Origin of the sequence: Streptomyces sp. NPDC005181 (assembly GCF_040608395.1) — a bacterium.
GTDB lineage: Bacteria > Actinomycetota > Actinomycetes > Streptomycetales > Streptomycetaceae > Streptomyces.
In genome coordinates this window covers 163209-178923 of the sequence record NZ_JBEXID010000007.1, presented here as the reverse complement: position 1 = coordinate 178923, position 15715 = coordinate 163209, and the positions used below count along the sequence as shown (strand labels likewise).

Below are 15715 nucleotides of genomic sequence, written 5' to 3'. Positions count from 1 at the left end.
GTGCGTACGGTCCTCGTCACCGGCCCCGGCGGCGCCGGCCGTACCACCGTTGCGGCGGCGACCGCACTGGCCGCCGCCCGCCGCGGCCGCCGCACGCTGCTGCTCTCCGTCGACGCCATACCCGGCTTCCCCGACGTCACGGAACCCACCGAGGTCACCGAAGGACTCCGGTTCGCCCGCATCGACTCCGGCGAGCACTTCCGCACCGAGCTCCTCGCCCTCCAGGACCAGGCGTCCCCGGTACTCGACCTGCTCGGCGGGAACCGGCTCGATGCCGAGGAGCTGACCGAGCTCCCCGGCAGCGACCAGCTCGCCCTGCTGCACACCTTGCGCCGCGCCGCCGAGGGCGACTGGTCGCGCGACGGCCACGACCTCCTCGTCGTCGACCTGCCGCCGCTGCGCGAAGCCCTCGCCGTTCTCGCCCTGCCCGAACAGCTGCGCCGCTATATGCGCCGCCTGCTGCCCCCGGAACGCCAGGCCGCCCGCGCCCTGCGCCCGATGCTTGCCCAGCTCGCCGGCGTCCCGATGCCCGCCCAGTGGCTGTACGAGACCGCCGCCCGCCGCGACGCCGAGCTGGCCGCCGTTCAGACGCTGATCGAGGACCGGGGCACCACGGTCCGCCTCGTCGCCGAACCCGGACCCGCCGCCGAGGACGCCCTGCGCACCGCCCGCACGGGACTCGCGCTGCACGGGCTGCGCGTCGATGCCCTCACCGTCAACCGGGTGCTGCCCCGTCACTCGTCCGACCCGTGGTTCGCCGGGCTCGCCGCACAGCAGGAAAAGTGCATCGACCACTGGTATGAGGAGTGGGGGCCGGCGGCCTCCCTGTGCGAGGTGCCCCACCTCGGCCGGGACCCGCAGGGGCTCGATGACCTCACCCTTCTCGACACCGGGGCGAGGTGGCCCACCTCCGAGGCGGCGGGCACCGGCGGAGGTCACTTCGAGGGCGACGGGCTCGCGGTCGGGCCGGCCGACCGGCCGGGCGGGCGCGCCGACGACCCCTGGTGGATCGCTGACCCGAGCGCCCCGGACGGCCCCGACGGGGTCCTGGTCTGGTGTCTGCCGCTGCCCGGAGCCGTCAAGGAGAATCTCCAGCTCGTACGGCGCGGCGACGAATTGCTCCTGACCGTCGGCCCGTTCCGGCGGATCGTGGAGCTGGAGTCCGGGCTCCGACGCTGCACCGTCTCCGGCGCGGCGCTCACCGACGGTGTGCTGCGGGTCCGGTTCACCCCGGACCCGGGCCTGTGGCCGCGGACCTCCTGAACGGCGTACCACCGTTCGGGTAACGTCGGTAGTACGTGTCCCGTATGTGCCACCGTACGTGTCCCGTGCGCGCCACCGTCCGCAACCACGTCGCAGGAGTCCGCCATGAGCGAAGCCACCGATCGTCCCGTCGACGACGACGCGTGGGCGAAGGCCTGCGCCGAGGATCTCGAAGCGGAGAAGGCCCGCCGCCGCGCCCAGCACGGCCCGCCGCCCGGCTCCGCCGCCGAAGAGCTGCGCAAACTGGTCGATGCCGTGGCCGAGAAGGTCGCCTCCCTCCAGTCGCCGCTGTTCGGCGTGGCCGCCCAGGGCGCCGTACAGCAGGTGATCAAGCAGGCGAAGTCGGTCGTCGAGCCCGTCATCGAGCGCAACCCCGATGTCTTCGACCACATCGCCGCGGCCGGCAGCGAACTCCTCGCCGCCTACCGCTCCGCCGTCGAGGGACAGGAGCGCCGCTGGACCCAGGACGCCACCGACCCCGGCGGCGCGTCGAAGAAGGCCGGCGACCCCACCGACCCGCGCGACGGCGGCACCGGTGCGGGCGAACACATCGACCTGGACTGACCGGCACCGATAGGGCGGGGACCGGCGCTCGGGTACGGTTGCCCATAGCGGGGCTCGACCGAAACTGAGGGATTCATGGGACTCACCATCGGCGTCGATATCGGCGGCACGAAGATCGCGGCTGGAGTGGTCGACGAAGAGGGCCGGATCCTCTCGATGTTCAAGGTGCCGACCCCGCCGACGGCTGAAGGCATTGTGGACGCGATCGCGGCGGCGGTATCCGGCGCGAGCGAGGGACACGAGGTCGAAGCGGTCGGCATCGGCGCTGCCGGATACGTCGACGACAAGCGCGCCACGGTGCTGTTCGCGCCGAACATCAACTGGCGGCACGAGCCGCTGAAGGACAAGGTCGAGCAGCGCGTCGGCCTCCCGGTCGTCGTCGAGAACGACGCCAACGCCGCGGCCTGGGGCGAGTACCGCTTCGGCGCCGGCCAGGGCCACGACGACGTCATCTGCATCACGCTCGGCACCGGTCTGGGCGGCGGCATCATCATCGGCAACAAGCTGCGCCGCGGACGCTTCGGTGTGGCTGCCGAATTCGGCCACATCCGGGTCGTGCCGGACGGGCTGCTCTGCGGCTGCGGCAGCCAGGGCTGCTGGGAGCAGTACGCATCCGGGCGTGCGCTCGTCCGGTATGCGAAGCAGCGCGCCAACGCCACCCCGGAGAACGCCACGATCCTCTTCAGCCTCGGCGACGGCACGCTGGACGGCATCGAGGGCAAGCACATCAGCCAGGCCGCCCGACAGGGCGACCCGGTGGCGATCGATTCCTTCCGCGAGCTGGCCCGCTGGGCCGGCGCCGGACTCGCCGACCTCGCCTCGCTCTTCGACCCGTCCGCGTTCATCGTCGGCGGCGGCGTCTCGGACGAGGGCGAGCTTGTACTCGGCCCGATCCGCAAGTCGTTCCGGCGCTGGCTGATCGGCGGCGAGTGGCGCCCGCACGCCCAGGTGCTCGCGGCCCAACTGGGCGGGAAGGCCGGACTGGTGGGCGCGGCGGACCTGGCCCGCCAGGGCTGAGTCACCCGGCAACGGACATCACCGGACGCCCGTCGCGCCCCTACGGGAGCGGCGGGCGTCCGTCGTATCGTGAGCGGTATGGTCCTGACGCCGCTGCCCGACTCCCGTACCGAGCCGGATGGTTCGGCCGTCATCAGAGTGCTCAGCTACAACATCAGGTCGATGCGCGACGACCGCGAGGCACTGGCCCGCGTCATCCGCGCCTGTGCACCCGATCTGGTCTTCATCCAGGAAGCACCGCGCTTCTTCCGCTGGCGCAAGCGCGCCGCCTGGCTGGCGGCCCACACCGACCTGGTGCTCCTCTCCGGCGGCGCCACCGCGGCCGGACCTCTGCTGCTCTGTTCGCTGCGCGCCACCGTGGAACGAACGGAGGATGTGCTGCTGCCGCGCACCCCCGGACTGCACCGCAGGGGGTTCGCCACGGCGGTGGTGCGGATCGCGGGCACCCGGATCGGTCTGCTGAGCTGCCATCTGAGCCTGCGGCACGACGAACGGCTGGCCCAGGCGGATCTGCTGCTCGACCGGCTGGACGCCATGCAGGTCGAGCACGCCCTCGCGGCCGGCGACCTCAACGACGGCCCGGAAGGGAAGGCCTTCCAGCTGCTGTCCGGGCGGCTCCAGGACTGCCGGTCGGTCCGGCCGTGGGGCGCCGAGCAGACCTTCCCTGCGTACGATCCGCGCCTGCGCATCGACGCGATCTTCGCGACCGCCGGGATCGAGGTCCTCGGCTGCGGAGTCCCGTCGGGGCTGCCCGGCATCACCGAGCGGGACCTGCGCACGGCCACGGACCATCTGCCGGTACTGGCCGCACTCCGGGTGTCCGCCCTTGCCTCCCGCGCCGAACCGACCTGATCCCGGGGAGCGGCTCGGACCACTGTCCCGGGAGCCGTCTCAGACGACTGCGCCGCGCCCCGGATCCTCGTCTTCCTCGTCGGAGTCCTGCATCCGCGCGACCAGGGTGACGAAGCCGCCCAGGAAGCCGCCGACACAGAGCGTGGTCAGCCACCACGTCATGTCCCACTGCAGCAGCACCGCGATCAGCAGCAGCACCGGCCCGCCGACGACCGCGAGCCAGGCGAACTTCGCCGTGACATCGGCCTCCGGCAGCGGCGGCGGCTCCGGCGGGACGAAGTGTCCCTCGTCGTGGTCGTCCGCCTCGTCACCGTCGGCCGGCTCCGTCACCTCGTAGTCGCGCGGACCGCCGACACCGGGTGCGAAGACGACCGAGCTGCCGAGCGACTTCTCCGGCGGCTTCGGGGGCTCTTGCTTCCCGGCACCCTTGTCGGGCTCCAGGACATTGCGCTGACCGTCCTCCAGCCGCGCGAGGTCATCGATCGACTTGAACGGCTTGGCACCCGGCGGGTCCGGCGGCTCCTCGCCGTACCCGGCGACGATCGCCTCCCAGACGGCCTCCTCGTCGATCGGGTCGCCCTCGCCCCTGTCGCCCCTGGGCCGTGCGGGGACATCCTGCGCACTCGCGCCCCCGTCGGGCACGGCCGCTCCCTCGGTGGGGCGCGGTTCGCGCTCCTCCTCGCTGCCCGCGCGCTCCGCGTCGTGCTCAGCCACCGGACGTGCTCCCCTTCTTCCCGACGCTCGGAGCGAGGCGGCCGATGAACGAGTAGCTCTCGTCGAAGATCCGCTCCGCATCATGGTCCAACGTCGCCACGTGGTAGCTCTGTTCCAGCAGGATCTCCTCGACATCCGTCGACGACACCCGGCTGAGGATCCGCGCCGAGTCGGCCGGCGGCACCACATGGTCCTGCGGGCTGTGCAGCAGCAGGACCGGCGTGGTGACCTGCGGCAGCTCGGCGTCGACCAGCCGGAAGAAATTCCGCAGCGAATGCGCCGCGTGCAGCGGCACCCGGTCGTAGCCGATCTCGTCGACGCCCTCGCGCGCGATGTCGTTCGCCAGGCCCTTCGTGGACGGCAGCAGATGGCGGGCGACCGGCAGTGCGTACGCCGCCAGGCCGTGCACCTTGTTCCCTGGATTGACGAGCACCAGACCGCTGATCGCGTCCCCGTGCTTCGCTGCCAGCCGCAGCGTCAGCGCGCCGCCCATCGACAGCCCGAAGACGAAGACCTGACTGCAGCGCTCCGACAGGGCCCGCAGCTCCCGGTCCACCTCCGCATACCAGTCCTGCCAGCCCGTGACCTGCATGTCCTGCCAGCGCGTGCCGTGCCCGGGCAGCAGCGGCAGCGAGACCGTGAGTCCGCGCTCCGCGAGGTAATCGGCCCAGGGACGCAGCGACTGCGGTGAACCGGTGAATCCGTGACAGAGGAGGACGCCGACCTCTCCGCCCTCGTGGCGGAACGGCTCGGCTCCAGGAAGGACCGGCACCGGGGTCTCCTGTTCGTGAGGCTCGAAGGGGAGCGAAAGGGGAGTGCAAGAAGGATTACTTCACCGTACGCGACCGGACTGACACCGACCAGGGTCGTCACCGGTCACAGCCGTGCTTCGGCCCTGTGCCGGGCAGGAACGGCAGCAGCACCACGGGTTAAGGTCAGTGCGACAGCACACAGGAGGCACCCGAGTTGATCTACGGCGCAATGAAGTTCTCCATCGGCGGGTCATTGAAGCTCGCCTTCAGGCCGTGGGTGGAGGGCCTGGAGAACATCCCTGCTCAGGGGCCGGCGATCCTCGCGAGCAACCATCTCTCGTTCTCCGACTCCTTCTTCCTGCCGGCCGTCCTGGACCGCAAGGTCACCTTCATCGCCAAGTCCGAGTACTTCACGGCGCCCGGCGTGAAGGGCAGGCTCACCGCCGCCTTCTTCAAGGGCGTCGGCCAGCTCCCGGTTGACCGCTCCGGCGGCCGCGGCGCCGGTGAGGCGGCCATCAAGGCGGGCATCGAGGTCATCGAGAGCGGCGGACTCTTCGGCATCTACCCGGAGGGCACCCGGTCGCCCGACGGCCGGCTCTACCGCGGCAAGCCCGGCGGCCTGGCCCGCGTGGCCCTCGCCACCGGAGCGCCCGTCATCCCCGTCGCGATGATCGACACGGAGAAGATCCAGCCGCCCGGTCAGCTGATCCCCAAGCTGATGCGCCCGGGCATCAGGATCGGCAAGCCGCTCGACTTCAGCCGCTACCACGGCATGGAGGGCGACCGCTTCATTCTGCGCTCGGTCACCGACGAGGTGATGTACGAGATCATGAAGCTTTCCGGCCAGGAGTACGTCGACATCTATGCGACCGCGGCCAAACGGCAGATCGCGGACGAGGCGAAGCGCCGCGCCGAGGAAGAGAAGCACGCGGACAGAAAGCCCGGAACGCAAGGGTGACGGATCGGTCCGGCGCGTAACAGCGTCGGCGTCCGTCCGGGGGGTGGGGGGACATGGCCAAGCGCGAGCGGGTCGTACGCATGTCGGTCGAGCAGCCGCTGTGGCGTGCTCTGACCGCGTACCGGATTCTGACGATGCTCTACGCGAGCCTGCTCGCCGTCTTCGGCCGGGACGAGTACGAGCGGCCGTGGGTGGCCTTCGCCTACCTGGTCGTCATGGCCGCCTGGACCCTCGCCACGCTCCCGAAGGTCGCGGGCGCGGTGAGCTGCACCAAACGCTTCCTCGGCGCCGACCTCGTGCTCGCCCTGGCCGGCATTCTGCTGACCCCGCTCGCCGACTTCGACGCCCAGCACATGGACGGCTCGACCCTGCCGTCCATCTGGACGGCGGGCTCCGTCCTGGCGTTCGCGATCAAGGGCGGCTGGCGCTGGGCGGCCTTCGCCTCCACCTTCGTCGCCGCCGCCAACATCGTCGAGCGCGGCGAACCCAGCCGGGACACCTTCCACAACGTCCTGCTGGTCTGGGTCGCCTCCATCGCCATCGGCTACGTCGTCGAGGTGGCCAGGGCCAGTGAGCGCACGCTGGCCCGCGCCCTGGAGATCGAGGCGGCCACCCGGGAACGGGAGCGGCTGGCCCGCGACATCCACGACAGCGTGCTCCAGGTCCTCGCGATGGTGCAGCGCCGTGGCACGGCGCTGGGCGGCGGGGCGGCCGAACTGGGCCGGATGGCCGGGGAACAGGAGGTCGCCCTGCGCACCCTGGTCTCCAGCGGACTGGTGCCCCCCACCCGGGTCTCCGAGGACGCCGCCGAGGGCGCGGTGGTCCGTACCGTCGAGGTCGACGAGGAAGACGGGCCGGCCGGCGCGGCCGCTTGTGATCTGCGCTCCCTGCTCGCCCCGCACGCCGGCTCCCGGGTCACCTTCGCGGAGCCCGGCGCCCCCGTACTGCTCGCTCCGGCGGCTGCGAAGGAACTCGCGGCCGCTGTCAGAGCCGCCCTGGACAATGTCCGGGTGCACGCGGGGCAGGATGCCCAGGCCTGGGTCCTCGTCGAGGACTGGCCGGACGAGGTGATCGTGACGGTCCGGGACGACGGCCCGGGCATTCCGGAGGGGCGGCTGGCGCAGGCGGAGGGGGAGGGGCGGCTGGGGGTCGCCCTGTCGATCCGGGGGCGGCTGCGCGACCTGGGCGGCACGGCAGAGCTGATCTCGGTGCCGGGCCAGGGCACCGAGGTCGAGTTGAAGGTGCCAAAGGTTTCGAGGACTCCGAACGATTCACGGGGGAAGGCAGGTTCCGGCCGATGAGTGCAGAGAACGTGACGAACACGACTGCGACGACTGGCGCGACGAGTACGGCGGGCGCGTCGCCCGGGCAGGACGCCGAGCAGCGGGCGATCAGGGTGATGGTGGTCGACGACCACCCGATGTGGCGCGACGCCGTCGCCCGCGATCTCGCCGAATCGGGCTTCGACGTGGTGGCGACCGCCGGTGACGGCCCGCAGGCCGTGCGCCGGGCGAGGGCCGCCACCCCCGACGTCCTGGTGCTCGACCTCAATCTGCCGGGGATGCCCGGCGTCCAGGTCTGCAAGGAACTGGTCGGCTCCCACCCCGGCCTGCGGGTTCTGGTGCTCTCCGCGAGCGGTGAGCACGCCGACGTGCTGGAGGCGGTGAAGTCCGGAGCCACCGGCTATCTGCTCAAGTCCGCCAGTACGCAGGAGCTGACCGAGGCCGTGCGGAGCACCGCGGTCGGCGACCCCGTCTTCACCCCGGGCCTCGCCGGACTGGTGCTCGGCGAGTACCGCAGGCTGGCCTCCGAGCCGGCGCCCGTCGCGTCCGACGAGCCGAAGGCCCCGCAGCTGACCGACCGGGAGACCGAAGTCCTGCGGCTGGTCGCCAAGGGGCTCTCGTACAAGCAGATCGCGGAGCGGCTCGTCATCTCGCACCGCACCGTCCAGAACCACGTCCAGAACACCCTGGGCAAGCTCCAGTTGCACAACCGGGTGGAGCTCGTGCGGTACGCGATCGAACGCGGCCTCGACGACGCCTGAGACCGGGAACGCCTGAGAGCGACTGCGCCTGGGCGGCGCCCGTGATCAACTCCGGCTTATTGCGTGGGAATTGACCTTCCGACCCATCCCTGAGTGACCTGGATCACCATTAGCGTGTTCGTAGCGAGCTCACTTCGGCGAAGGGATGCTTCCATGCGGGTCGGAGTACTGACCGGGGGCGGCGACTGCCCCGGGCTCAACGCGGTCATCCGCGCCATCGTCCGCAAGGGCGTGCAGGAGTACGGCTACGACTTCATCGGCTTCCGAGACGGCTGGCGCGGCCCGCTGGAAGGGGAGACCGTCCCGCTCTCCATCCCGGCGGTGCGCGGCATCCTGCCGCGCGGCGGCACCATCCTCGGCTCCTCGCGCACCAACCCCCTGGGGGCGGAGCACGGCGTCCGCCGGATCAAGGACAACCTCGCCAAGTACGAGGTCGACGCACTCGTCACGATCGGGGGCGAGGACACGCTCGGCGTGGCCGCGACCCTGTCCGACGAGTACGGCATCCCGTGCGTCGGCGTTCCCAAGACCATCGACAACGACCTCTCCGCCACCGATTACACCTTCGGTTTCGACACGGCGGTCGGCATCGCGACCGAGGCCATCGACCGTCTGCACACCACCGCCGAGTCCCATATGCGGGTCCTCGTCGTCGAGGTGATGGGCCGCCACGCGGGCTGGATCGCGCTCCACTCCGGGCTGGCCGGCGGCGCGAACGTCATTCTCATCCCCGAGCAGCGCTTCGACGTCGAACAGGTCTGCGCCTGGGTCACCTCCCGCTTCCGGGCGAGCTACGCCCCGATCGTCGTCGTCGCCGAGGGCGCCATGCCCGCCGAGGGGGAGATGATCCTCAAGGACGCATCCCACGATTCCTTCGGCCATGTCCGGCTGTCCGGCGTCGGCGAATGGCTGGCCAAGGAGATCGAGCGGCGCACCGGCAAGGAGGCCAGGACCACGGTGCTCGGCCATGTCCAGCGCGGCGGCACCCCCAGCGCCTTCGACCGCTGGCTGGCCACCCGCTTCGGGCTGCACGCCATCGAAGCCGTCCGGGACGGCGACTTCGGCGTGATGGTCGCTCTGCGCGGCACGGACATCGTGCGGGTGCCGATCGCGGAGGCGACCGCCCGGCTCAAGACGGTCGACCCGGCGCTCTACGCAGAGGTTGGCGTCTTCTTCGGCTGAGCACGGCGGGGGCACGGGCCGTATATTCGCGACTGTCCGGCCCGTACCCTGCCTTTCGGGAGAAATCGTGGAAATCCTGGCATTCGGTGTGCAGTCCGACGAGAAGCCGCTGATCGAGAAGGCCTTCGCCGGACAGCACGAGGTCCGTTGCCTGGACGTCTTCCTCAACAAGGACACCGCGCCCATCGCGGCGGGCTACGAGATCATCTCCACCAGTGTCAACGCCGATCTGGGCAGCAGCGTGCTGCAGACCCTCGCCGCTGGCGGCACGCAGATGATCGCCCAGCGTTCCACCGGCTTCAACAACATCGACCTGGACGTCGCCGAACGACTCGCGCTGCGGGTCGCCCGGGTCTCCTCCTACTCGCCGTACTCGGTCGCCGAATTCGCCTGGACGCTCGCCATGGCGGTCAACCGGCGGATCATCCGCGCCGCGAGCCGCACCCGCGACTTCGACTTCCGCCTCGACGGCCTCCTCGGCCGGGACATGCACGGCCGTACGGTGGGCGTGGTCGGAACGGGCAAGATCGGCGAGGCCTTCACCCGCATCGCCCATGGCTTCGGAATGCGGCTGCTCGGCTGGGACATCGTCGAGAACCCGGCCTGCGTCGAGCTCGGCATGGCGTACGTCGCGAAGGAACAGCTCTTCGCCGAGGCCGACCTCATCAGCCTCCATGTCCCGCTGCTGCCCGCGACCCGCCGCATCATCGGCAAGGACGCCCTGTCCCTGATGAAGGACGACGCGATCCTGATCAACTCCAGCCGCGGCGGACTGGTCGACACCACGGCCCTGGTCGCCGAACTGCGGGCGGGCCGCTTCACCGGCATCGGACTCGATGTGTACGAGGCGGAGGCCGGGCTCTTCTTCCTCGACAAGTCCCTGGAGGGCATCGACGACGACACCCTGGCCCGCCTCGTCACCTTCCCGAACGTCGTCGTCACCTCGCACCAGGCGTACTACACCGAGGACGCCGTGGCGCAGATCATCGACGCCACCGAGCAGAACGTCGCCGACTACCTGGCCGGCCGCCGCAGCGACAACGTCCTCGTCCCCGCGCTCCCCGAGGACTGAGCCCCGGATCTCCTCCGGGGCTCGCCCGCGTCCGCCGTCAGCTGTGCACGGGCAGCCCGGCCAGCAGCTCGGCGACGATCGACGCCCCGCGCAGCGTCAGCACCGACTCCGGGTGGAACTGCACCGACGCGAACCCGTCCCCGCGCAGCGCGTGCAGCTCGCCGGTGGCCGCGTCCCGGCTCACTTCGATGGAGTGTGCGGCCAGCTCGGTGACCGTCTCGTCGTCGCAGCGAGCGGTGAAGCTGTTGTAGAAGCCGACCGTCTCCGGGCGCCCGAACAGCTCGATCCGGGTCTGCGCGCCCTGGTACGGCACGGTCTTGCGGACGATCCCCAGACCCAGCTCCGCCGCGATGAGCTCATGGCCCAGGCAGACCCCGAGCAGCCCGTGCCGGTGGTCGCGGACCAGCTCCGCGGCGAACTCGCGCAGCAGCCGCATCTTCGGATCGGCGGTGTCGGCCGGATTCCCGGGCCCGGGGCCCAGCACGACCGGGCCCAGGTGTGCCCGCACGGCCTCGCGCAGCCCCGGCTCGTCGTAGCGCCGCACCGACACCTCCAGGCCCGAGGCGCGCAGCAGATGCGCCAGCATGGCGGTGAAGGTGTCCTCGCCGTCGATCACCAGCGCATGGCCGGAGAGCTCCTGCGTACGCTCCTGCATCCGCAGCCAGAACGGCGCGAGCCCGTCCCGCCGGGCGTCCAGCGCGGCCCGCACCCGCGGATCGCCGGCCAGCCGCGGACACGTCTTCCCGGCCCGTGGCCGCCCGGCCCGCACTCCCAGCGCGGTCAGCACCCCGGCTGCCTTCGCATGGGTCTCGGCAACCTCGCTCGCCGGATCGGAGTGGCGTACGAGCGTCGCCCCGACCGGCACCCGCAGCCGTCCGTCGGCCGCGATGTCGGCGGTACGGATGAGGATCGGCGAGTCGAGGGTCTGCGCCCCGCCCGGCTCCTGCCGCAGCAGGGCCAGCGCGCCCGCGTAGTAGCCGCGGCCGCCGGACTCGTAGCGCTCGATGACCCGGCAGGCGTTCTGCACGGGCGAGCCGGTGACCGTCGCCGCGAACATGGTCTCCTTCAGCACCTCCCGTACGTCCAGCGAGGAGCGCCCGCGCAGCTCGTACTCGGTGTGCGCGAGATGGGCCATCTCCTTGAGCCGTGGCCCGATCACCACCCCGCCCATGTCACCCACGGTGCACATCATCTTCAGTTCCTCGTCGACCACCATGGAGAGCTCCTCGGTCTCCTTGCGGTCACCGAGAAAGGCCAGCAGACTCTCGGCGGTCGGCCCCTCGGCGGGGTAGCGGTACGTTCCGCTGATCGGGTTCATCACGACCGTCCCGCCGGACATCCGCACATGCACCTCGGGGCTGGCGCCGACCAGCGTCCTCTCGCCGGTGTGTACGACGAACGTCCAGTACGCGCCCCGCTCACCGGCCAGCAGCCGCCGGAAGAGCGCCAGTGCATCGGCCCGCCCGAATCCGGGGATCTCGCCCTGGAAGGTCCGCCGGATGACGAAGTTCGCGCCCTCGCCCTGTCCGATCTCGTCCTCGATGACCCGCCGGACGATCCCGGCGTACTCCTCGTCGGGCACGTCGAAGGCCCCGCCCTCGACCCGGACGTCATGGGTGGGCAGCACGTCGAGCACGGCGGCGAGCGGCAGCTCGTACGTCTCGTCCGCGGTCAGCACGGACAGCGGTGTCCCGTCGTCGCGCACGTCGAATCCGCGCTCGGCGATCTGCCGGAAGGGCACCAGGGCGAGCGACGGCTGCGGACCGACGGGCAGACCGGCGAGCCGGTCCACCTCCCGCACCCGGCCGATCAGGACCTCGACGGTGTCGTGATCACGGCCGGGGGTGCGCCTGCGCAGCAGTGCGAACGGCGGGCAGTCGTCCGTCAGGAGCCGCTGGAGGACGAGCTCGGTGGGGTCGGGCATGAGGTGTTCCTTCCGAATGGAGGAACGGCTCCCGAAACGCAGAGAAGGCCGCCCCTCGGGCGGCCTTCGCGTGGTCTGTCGCGCGATGAATCAGCGGGCCGCCGGTTGAGCGGTCCACCACCAGTTCTGGTGCGTCTGCGCGAACATGTTCCGCACCCTACCGGACGGCAGTCCGTCGAGACGCGCGTCTCATCTGTTGAGCCTACGGATGGACGCCCCGTGCGACCCCGTAATGTTGTGGATGTGACCGTGAACGCCAATACCTCCGTCGCCGGTGGCAACACCTGGCGAGACCTTGCCGCGGCGCAGCAGCCCGAGTACCCCGATGCCGAGGCTCTGCGCGATGTACTCGCGGACCTCGCGTCGTATCCGCCGCTCGTCTTCGCGGGCGAGTGCGACCAGCTGCGCGCCCGCATGGGAGCCGTCGCCAAGGGCGAGGCGTTCCTGCTGCAGGGCGGCGACTGCGCCGAGGCCTTCGACGCCGTGTCCGCCGACCACATCCGGGCCAAGCTGAAGACGCTGCTCCAGATGAGCGCCGTCCTGACCTACGCGGCCTCGGTGCCCGTCGTCAAGGTGGGCCGGATCGCCGGCCAGTACTCCAAGCCGCGCTCCAAGTCGACCGAGACCCGCGACGGCGTCACCCTGCCGACCTACCGCGGCGACTCCGTCAACGGCTTCGCCTTCACCGAGGAAGCCCGGATCCCGGACCCTGAGCGGCTGAAGCAGATGTACCACGCATCCGCTTCCACGCTGAACCTGGTCCGCGCCTTCACCACGGGCGGTTACGCCGACCTGCGCCAGGTGCACGCCTGGAACCAGGACTTCGTGAAGTCGTCCCCGTCCGGGCAGCGCTACGAGGCGCTGGCCCGCGAGATCGACAACGCGCTGAACTTCATGAAGGCGTGCGGCACGGACCCGGCCGAATTCAAGGCGGTCGAGTTCTACTCGTCGCACGAGGGGCTGCTGCTGGACTACGAGTCGGCGCTGACCCGCACCGACTCGCGCACCGGCCGGCTGTACGACACCTCGGGCCACATGGTCTGGATCGGTGAGCGCACCCGTCAGATGGACGGCGCGCACATCGAGTTCGCTGCGAAGATCCGTAACCCCATCGGTATCAAGCTCGGCCCGACGACCACCGTCGACGAGGCGCTCGGCTACGTCGACCGCCTCGACCCGGAGCGCGAGCCCGGCCGGCTGACCTTCATCGTCCGGATGGGCGCCGACAAGGTCCGCGACAAGCTCCCCGCGCTGGTCGAGAAGGTCACCACCTCCGGTGCGGTCGTCGCCTGGGTCACCGACCCGATGCACGGCAACACCTTCGAGGCGGCCTCCGGCCACAAGACCCGTCGCTTCGACGACGTCCTGGACGAGGTCAAGGGCTTCTTCGAGGTGCACAAGGGCCTCGGTACGCACCCGGGCGGCATCCACGTCGAGCTCACCGGTGACGATGTCACCGAGTGCGTCGGCGGTGGCCACGAGATCTTTGTGGACGACCTGCACCAGCGTTACGAGACGGCCTGCGACCCGCGCCTCAACCGCAGCCAGTCGCTGGACCTGGCCTTCCTGGTCGCCGAGATGTACCGGGACCAGTAGGGCGGTCACCCCAGGTAGGGCACGTACGACTGTGGGGCACGGATCGATGTGATCCGTGCCCCACAGTCGTACCGGGGCTTTACGGGAGTGGAGTGCCGGGTAAGGTTAGGTTAGCCTCACCGATTATTCGGGACGGCGCCAACGATCGACCCCGTCGGGAGGTGAACCGCATGTACGTCTGTTCGTGCTTCGGCATTACGGAGCAGCAGGTCAAGCAGCATGCGGACGCCGGGGCGTGCACCCCCCGCCAGATAGCCTCCGCCTGCAAGGCGGGCACGGACTGCGGCGGCTGTGTCCGCAGGATCCAGGCGATGCTGGGCCGCGGCGCCTGTGCTCGTGGCGAGCTGCTCGACCAGAAGCTGAGCCCCGGTGGCGTCCCCGAGCGGCCGCTCGCGCCCGGCGCGGCCCCCGATGCGGACCCGGACAGGGTGCCGGGCATCGCCCCCGGCAGAGTCCCGGGCATCCGGCTCCCCGACGCGGCCTGAACCCGGAGCTCGGGAGCTCAGCTCTCCGGCTGCTCGATCAGCTGCGCGATGTAGAGCGGTTCGCCGAGCTTCTCGATCAGCTCCAGCTGGGTGTCGAGGTAGTCGATGTGGTGCTCCTCGTCCTCCAGGATCGACTCAAAGATATTTGCGGACGTGATGTCACCCTTGCCGCGCATCAACTCGACACCGCGCTTGAGCCGGTCGATCGCCTCCGCCTCGATCTGGCGGTCGGCCTGGAACATCTCCGTGACGGTCTGGCCGATCCGCACATGGAAGAGCCGCTGGTAGTTGGGGAGTCCGTCGAGAAAGAGAATGCGGTCCGTCAGGATCTCGGCGTGCTTCATCTCGTCGAACGACTCGGAGCGCGTGTACTTCGCCAGCTTCGTCCAGCCGAAGTTCTCCTGCATCTTTGCATGCAGGAAGTACTGGTTGATGGCAGTCAATTCGGCGGTCAGCTGTTCGTTCAGGAACTCGATGACCTCAGGGTCGCCCTGCATCGCAGAGGCTCCTTCCAACCGGTGAACTGGGCAAGTTGGCCGCATCCTCGCACCGCACCCTCCGGTCGTCCAGTAAGTACACGCTTAGTAGGAGTTGCCCGAATAGCCTCTGCCCTGGTCATGACCACCCCTGCCTGTCTGTCACCATGGAGTCATGGGTCAGCCGGAAAGCCGGGAATACCGCGAATCAGAGCAGTCCGAGCTTCCGCCGGGTCAGCGACTGCAGCGCGGTTGGCCGGTTACCCACTACGGGCCCGTTCCCAAGTTCAAGCCTGACCGCTGGGAGTTCCGGGTCTTCGGGGCCACGGCGGACGGCGAGAAGCACTGCTGGAACCATCAGGAGTTCTCGGCCCTGCCGTTCTCCTCGGTCGTCGCCGATCTGCACTGCGTCACCAAATTCAGCATGATCGGTGCCGAATGGGGCGGGGTCCTCGCCCGTACGATCCTCGAACTCGCGCCGCCCGCACCCCAGGTCACCCATGTGATGGTCTGGGCCGAGTACGGATTCAGCTCGAACCTGCGGCTCGCCGACTTCACCTCGGACCGAACACTTTTCGCCACTCACCAGGGCGGCGAACTGCTCACCGCCGAGCACGGCTTCCCGCTGCGCCTCGTCGTCCCGCATCTGTACGCCTGGAAAGGCCCCAAGTGGGTCCGTGGCGTCGAGTACATGACCGCCGATCGCCGGGGCTTCTGGGAGGAGCGCGGCTATCACAACATCGGCGACCCGTGGAGAGAGCAGCGCTACTCCTACCAGGAGGAGCCCGGGGACGGCCCCGAGCTCTGACCTGTCGG

The 15715-nt window shown here is 70.2% G+C and carries 17 protein-coding genes; 12 read left to right on the top strand and 5 right to left on the bottom strand.

Translation table 11 applies throughout. The annotated features are described in order from the left end of the window. The 4 genes from ABZV38_RS07730 to ABZV38_RS07715 all read left to right on the top strand — a co-directional run bounded on the left by ABZV38_RS07730 (position 1) and on the right by ABZV38_RS07715 (position 3696). Positions 1–1263, top strand: a complete 1263-nt coding sequence (locus ABZV38_RS07730; RefSeq protein WP_356325612.1) for an ArsA-related P-loop ATPase — start codon at positions 1–3, stop codon at positions 1261–1263. A gap of 105 nt (positions 1264–1368) precedes the next feature. Next, the gene (locus ABZV38_RS07725; RefSeq protein ID WP_356325610.1) at positions 1369–1827 is read left to right on the top strand and encodes a DUF5304 domain-containing protein; all 459 of its coding nucleotides are present in this window, start codon (positions 1369–1371) and stop codon (positions 1825–1827) included. A gap of 75 nt (positions 1828–1902) precedes the next feature. Continuing rightward, on the top strand, positions 1903–2844 hold the full coding sequence (locus ABZV38_RS07720; protein WP_356325608.1) for an ROK family glucokinase: 942 nt from the start codon (positions 1903–1905) through the stop codon (positions 2842–2844). A 78-nt stretch (positions 2845–2922) separates the two neighbouring features. Next, positions 2923–3696: an endonuclease/exonuclease/phosphatase family protein gene (locus ABZV38_RS07715; protein ID WP_356325606.1), complete on the top strand. Its 774-nt coding sequence runs from the start codon at positions 2923–2925 to the stop codon at positions 3694–3696. Positions 3697–3735: 39 nt separating this feature from the next. Here the strand turns inward: ABZV38_RS07715 and ABZV38_RS07710 are convergent, their stop codons facing one another. Further along, positions 3736–4410, bottom strand: a complete 675-nt coding sequence (locus ABZV38_RS07710) for a hypothetical protein (RefSeq protein ID WP_356325604.1) — start codon at positions 4408–4410, stop codon at positions 3736–3738. Next, a complete protein-coding gene (locus ABZV38_RS07705; RefSeq protein WP_356325602.1) occupies positions 4403–5182 on the bottom strand; it encodes an alpha/beta fold hydrolase in 780 nt (259 codons plus the stop codon). Before ABZV38_RS07705 ends, ABZV38_RS07710 begins: the two co-directional genes overlap by 8 nt. Before the next feature lie 194 nt (positions 5183–5376). Between ABZV38_RS07705 and ABZV38_RS07700 the strand changes: the two genes are divergently transcribed. From ABZV38_RS07700 to ABZV38_RS07680, 5 genes are all read left to right on the top strand, one after another. Then, positions 5377–6120 (top strand): lysophospholipid acyltransferase family protein, encoded by a 744-nt coding sequence (locus tag ABZV38_RS07700; RefSeq protein ID WP_356325601.1) that lies wholly within the window; start codon positions 5377–5379, stop codon positions 6118–6120. Between the two features lie 53 nt (positions 6121–6173). Further along, a complete protein-coding gene (locus ABZV38_RS07695) occupies positions 6174–7421 on the top strand; it encodes a DUF5931 domain-containing protein (protein ID WP_356325598.1) in 1248 nt (415 codons plus the stop codon). A 98-nt stretch (positions 7422–7519) separates the two neighbouring features. Further along, positions 7520–8164, top strand: coding sequence for a response regulator transcription factor (locus ABZV38_RS07690; RefSeq protein ID WP_356325666.1), 645 nt, complete (start codon positions 7520–7522; stop codon positions 8162–8164). Between the two features lie 153 nt (positions 8165–8317). After that, positions 8318–9346: a 6-phosphofructokinase gene (locus ABZV38_RS07685; RefSeq protein ID WP_356325596.1), complete on the top strand. Its 1029-nt coding sequence runs from the start codon at positions 8318–8320 to the stop codon at positions 9344–9346. A gap of 67 nt (positions 9347–9413) precedes the next feature. After that, positions 9414–10418 (top strand): 2-hydroxyacid dehydrogenase, encoded by a 1005-nt coding sequence (locus ABZV38_RS07680; protein WP_356325594.1) that lies wholly within the window; start codon positions 9414–9416, stop codon positions 10416–10418. A 37-nt stretch (positions 10419–10455) separates the two neighbouring features. On the opposite strand, the gene ABZV38_RS07675 is transcribed toward ABZV38_RS07680, so the two are convergent. Beyond that, positions 10456–12342 (bottom strand): anthranilate synthase family protein, encoded by a 1887-nt coding sequence (locus tag ABZV38_RS07675; protein WP_356325592.1) that lies wholly within the window; start codon positions 12340–12342, stop codon positions 10456–10458. Positions 12343–12432: 90 nt separating this feature from the next. Continuing rightward, complete coding sequence (locus ABZV38_RS07670; protein ID WP_356325664.1) at positions 12433–12489, bottom strand: trp operon leader peptide; 57 nt, start codon at positions 12487–12489, stop codon at positions 12433–12435. 102 nt (positions 12490–12591) lie between these two features. Here ABZV38_RS07670 and ABZV38_RS07665 point away from each other — a divergent pair, with 102 nt between their 5' ends. Together ABZV38_RS07665 and ABZV38_RS07660 are read left to right on the top strand one after the other, a co-directional pair. Continuing rightward, on the top strand, positions 12592–13938 hold the full coding sequence (locus tag ABZV38_RS07665; RefSeq protein WP_356325590.1) for a class II 3-deoxy-7-phosphoheptulonate synthase: 1347 nt from the start codon (positions 12592–12594) through the stop codon (positions 13936–13938). Positions 13939–14108: 170 nt separating this feature from the next. Beyond that, complete coding sequence (locus ABZV38_RS07660; RefSeq protein ID WP_356325588.1) at positions 14109–14423, top strand: (2Fe-2S)-binding protein; 315 nt, start codon at positions 14109–14111, stop codon at positions 14421–14423. A 17-nt stretch (positions 14424–14440) separates the two neighbouring features. On the opposite strand, the gene bfr is transcribed toward ABZV38_RS07660, so the two are convergent. Next, entirely contained in the window at positions 14441–14920 is a 480-nt protein-coding gene (gene bfr / locus ABZV38_RS07655; RefSeq protein WP_356325586.1) for a bacterioferritin, read from the bottom strand. A gap of 154 nt (positions 14921–15074) precedes the next feature. Here bfr and ABZV38_RS07650 point away from each other — a divergent pair, with 154 nt between their 5' ends. Beyond that, a complete protein-coding gene (locus ABZV38_RS07650) occupies positions 15075–15707 on the top strand; it encodes a sulfite oxidase-like oxidoreductase (RefSeq protein ID WP_356325584.1) in 633 nt (210 codons plus the stop codon). Positions 15708–15715 lie beyond the last annotated feature (8 nt).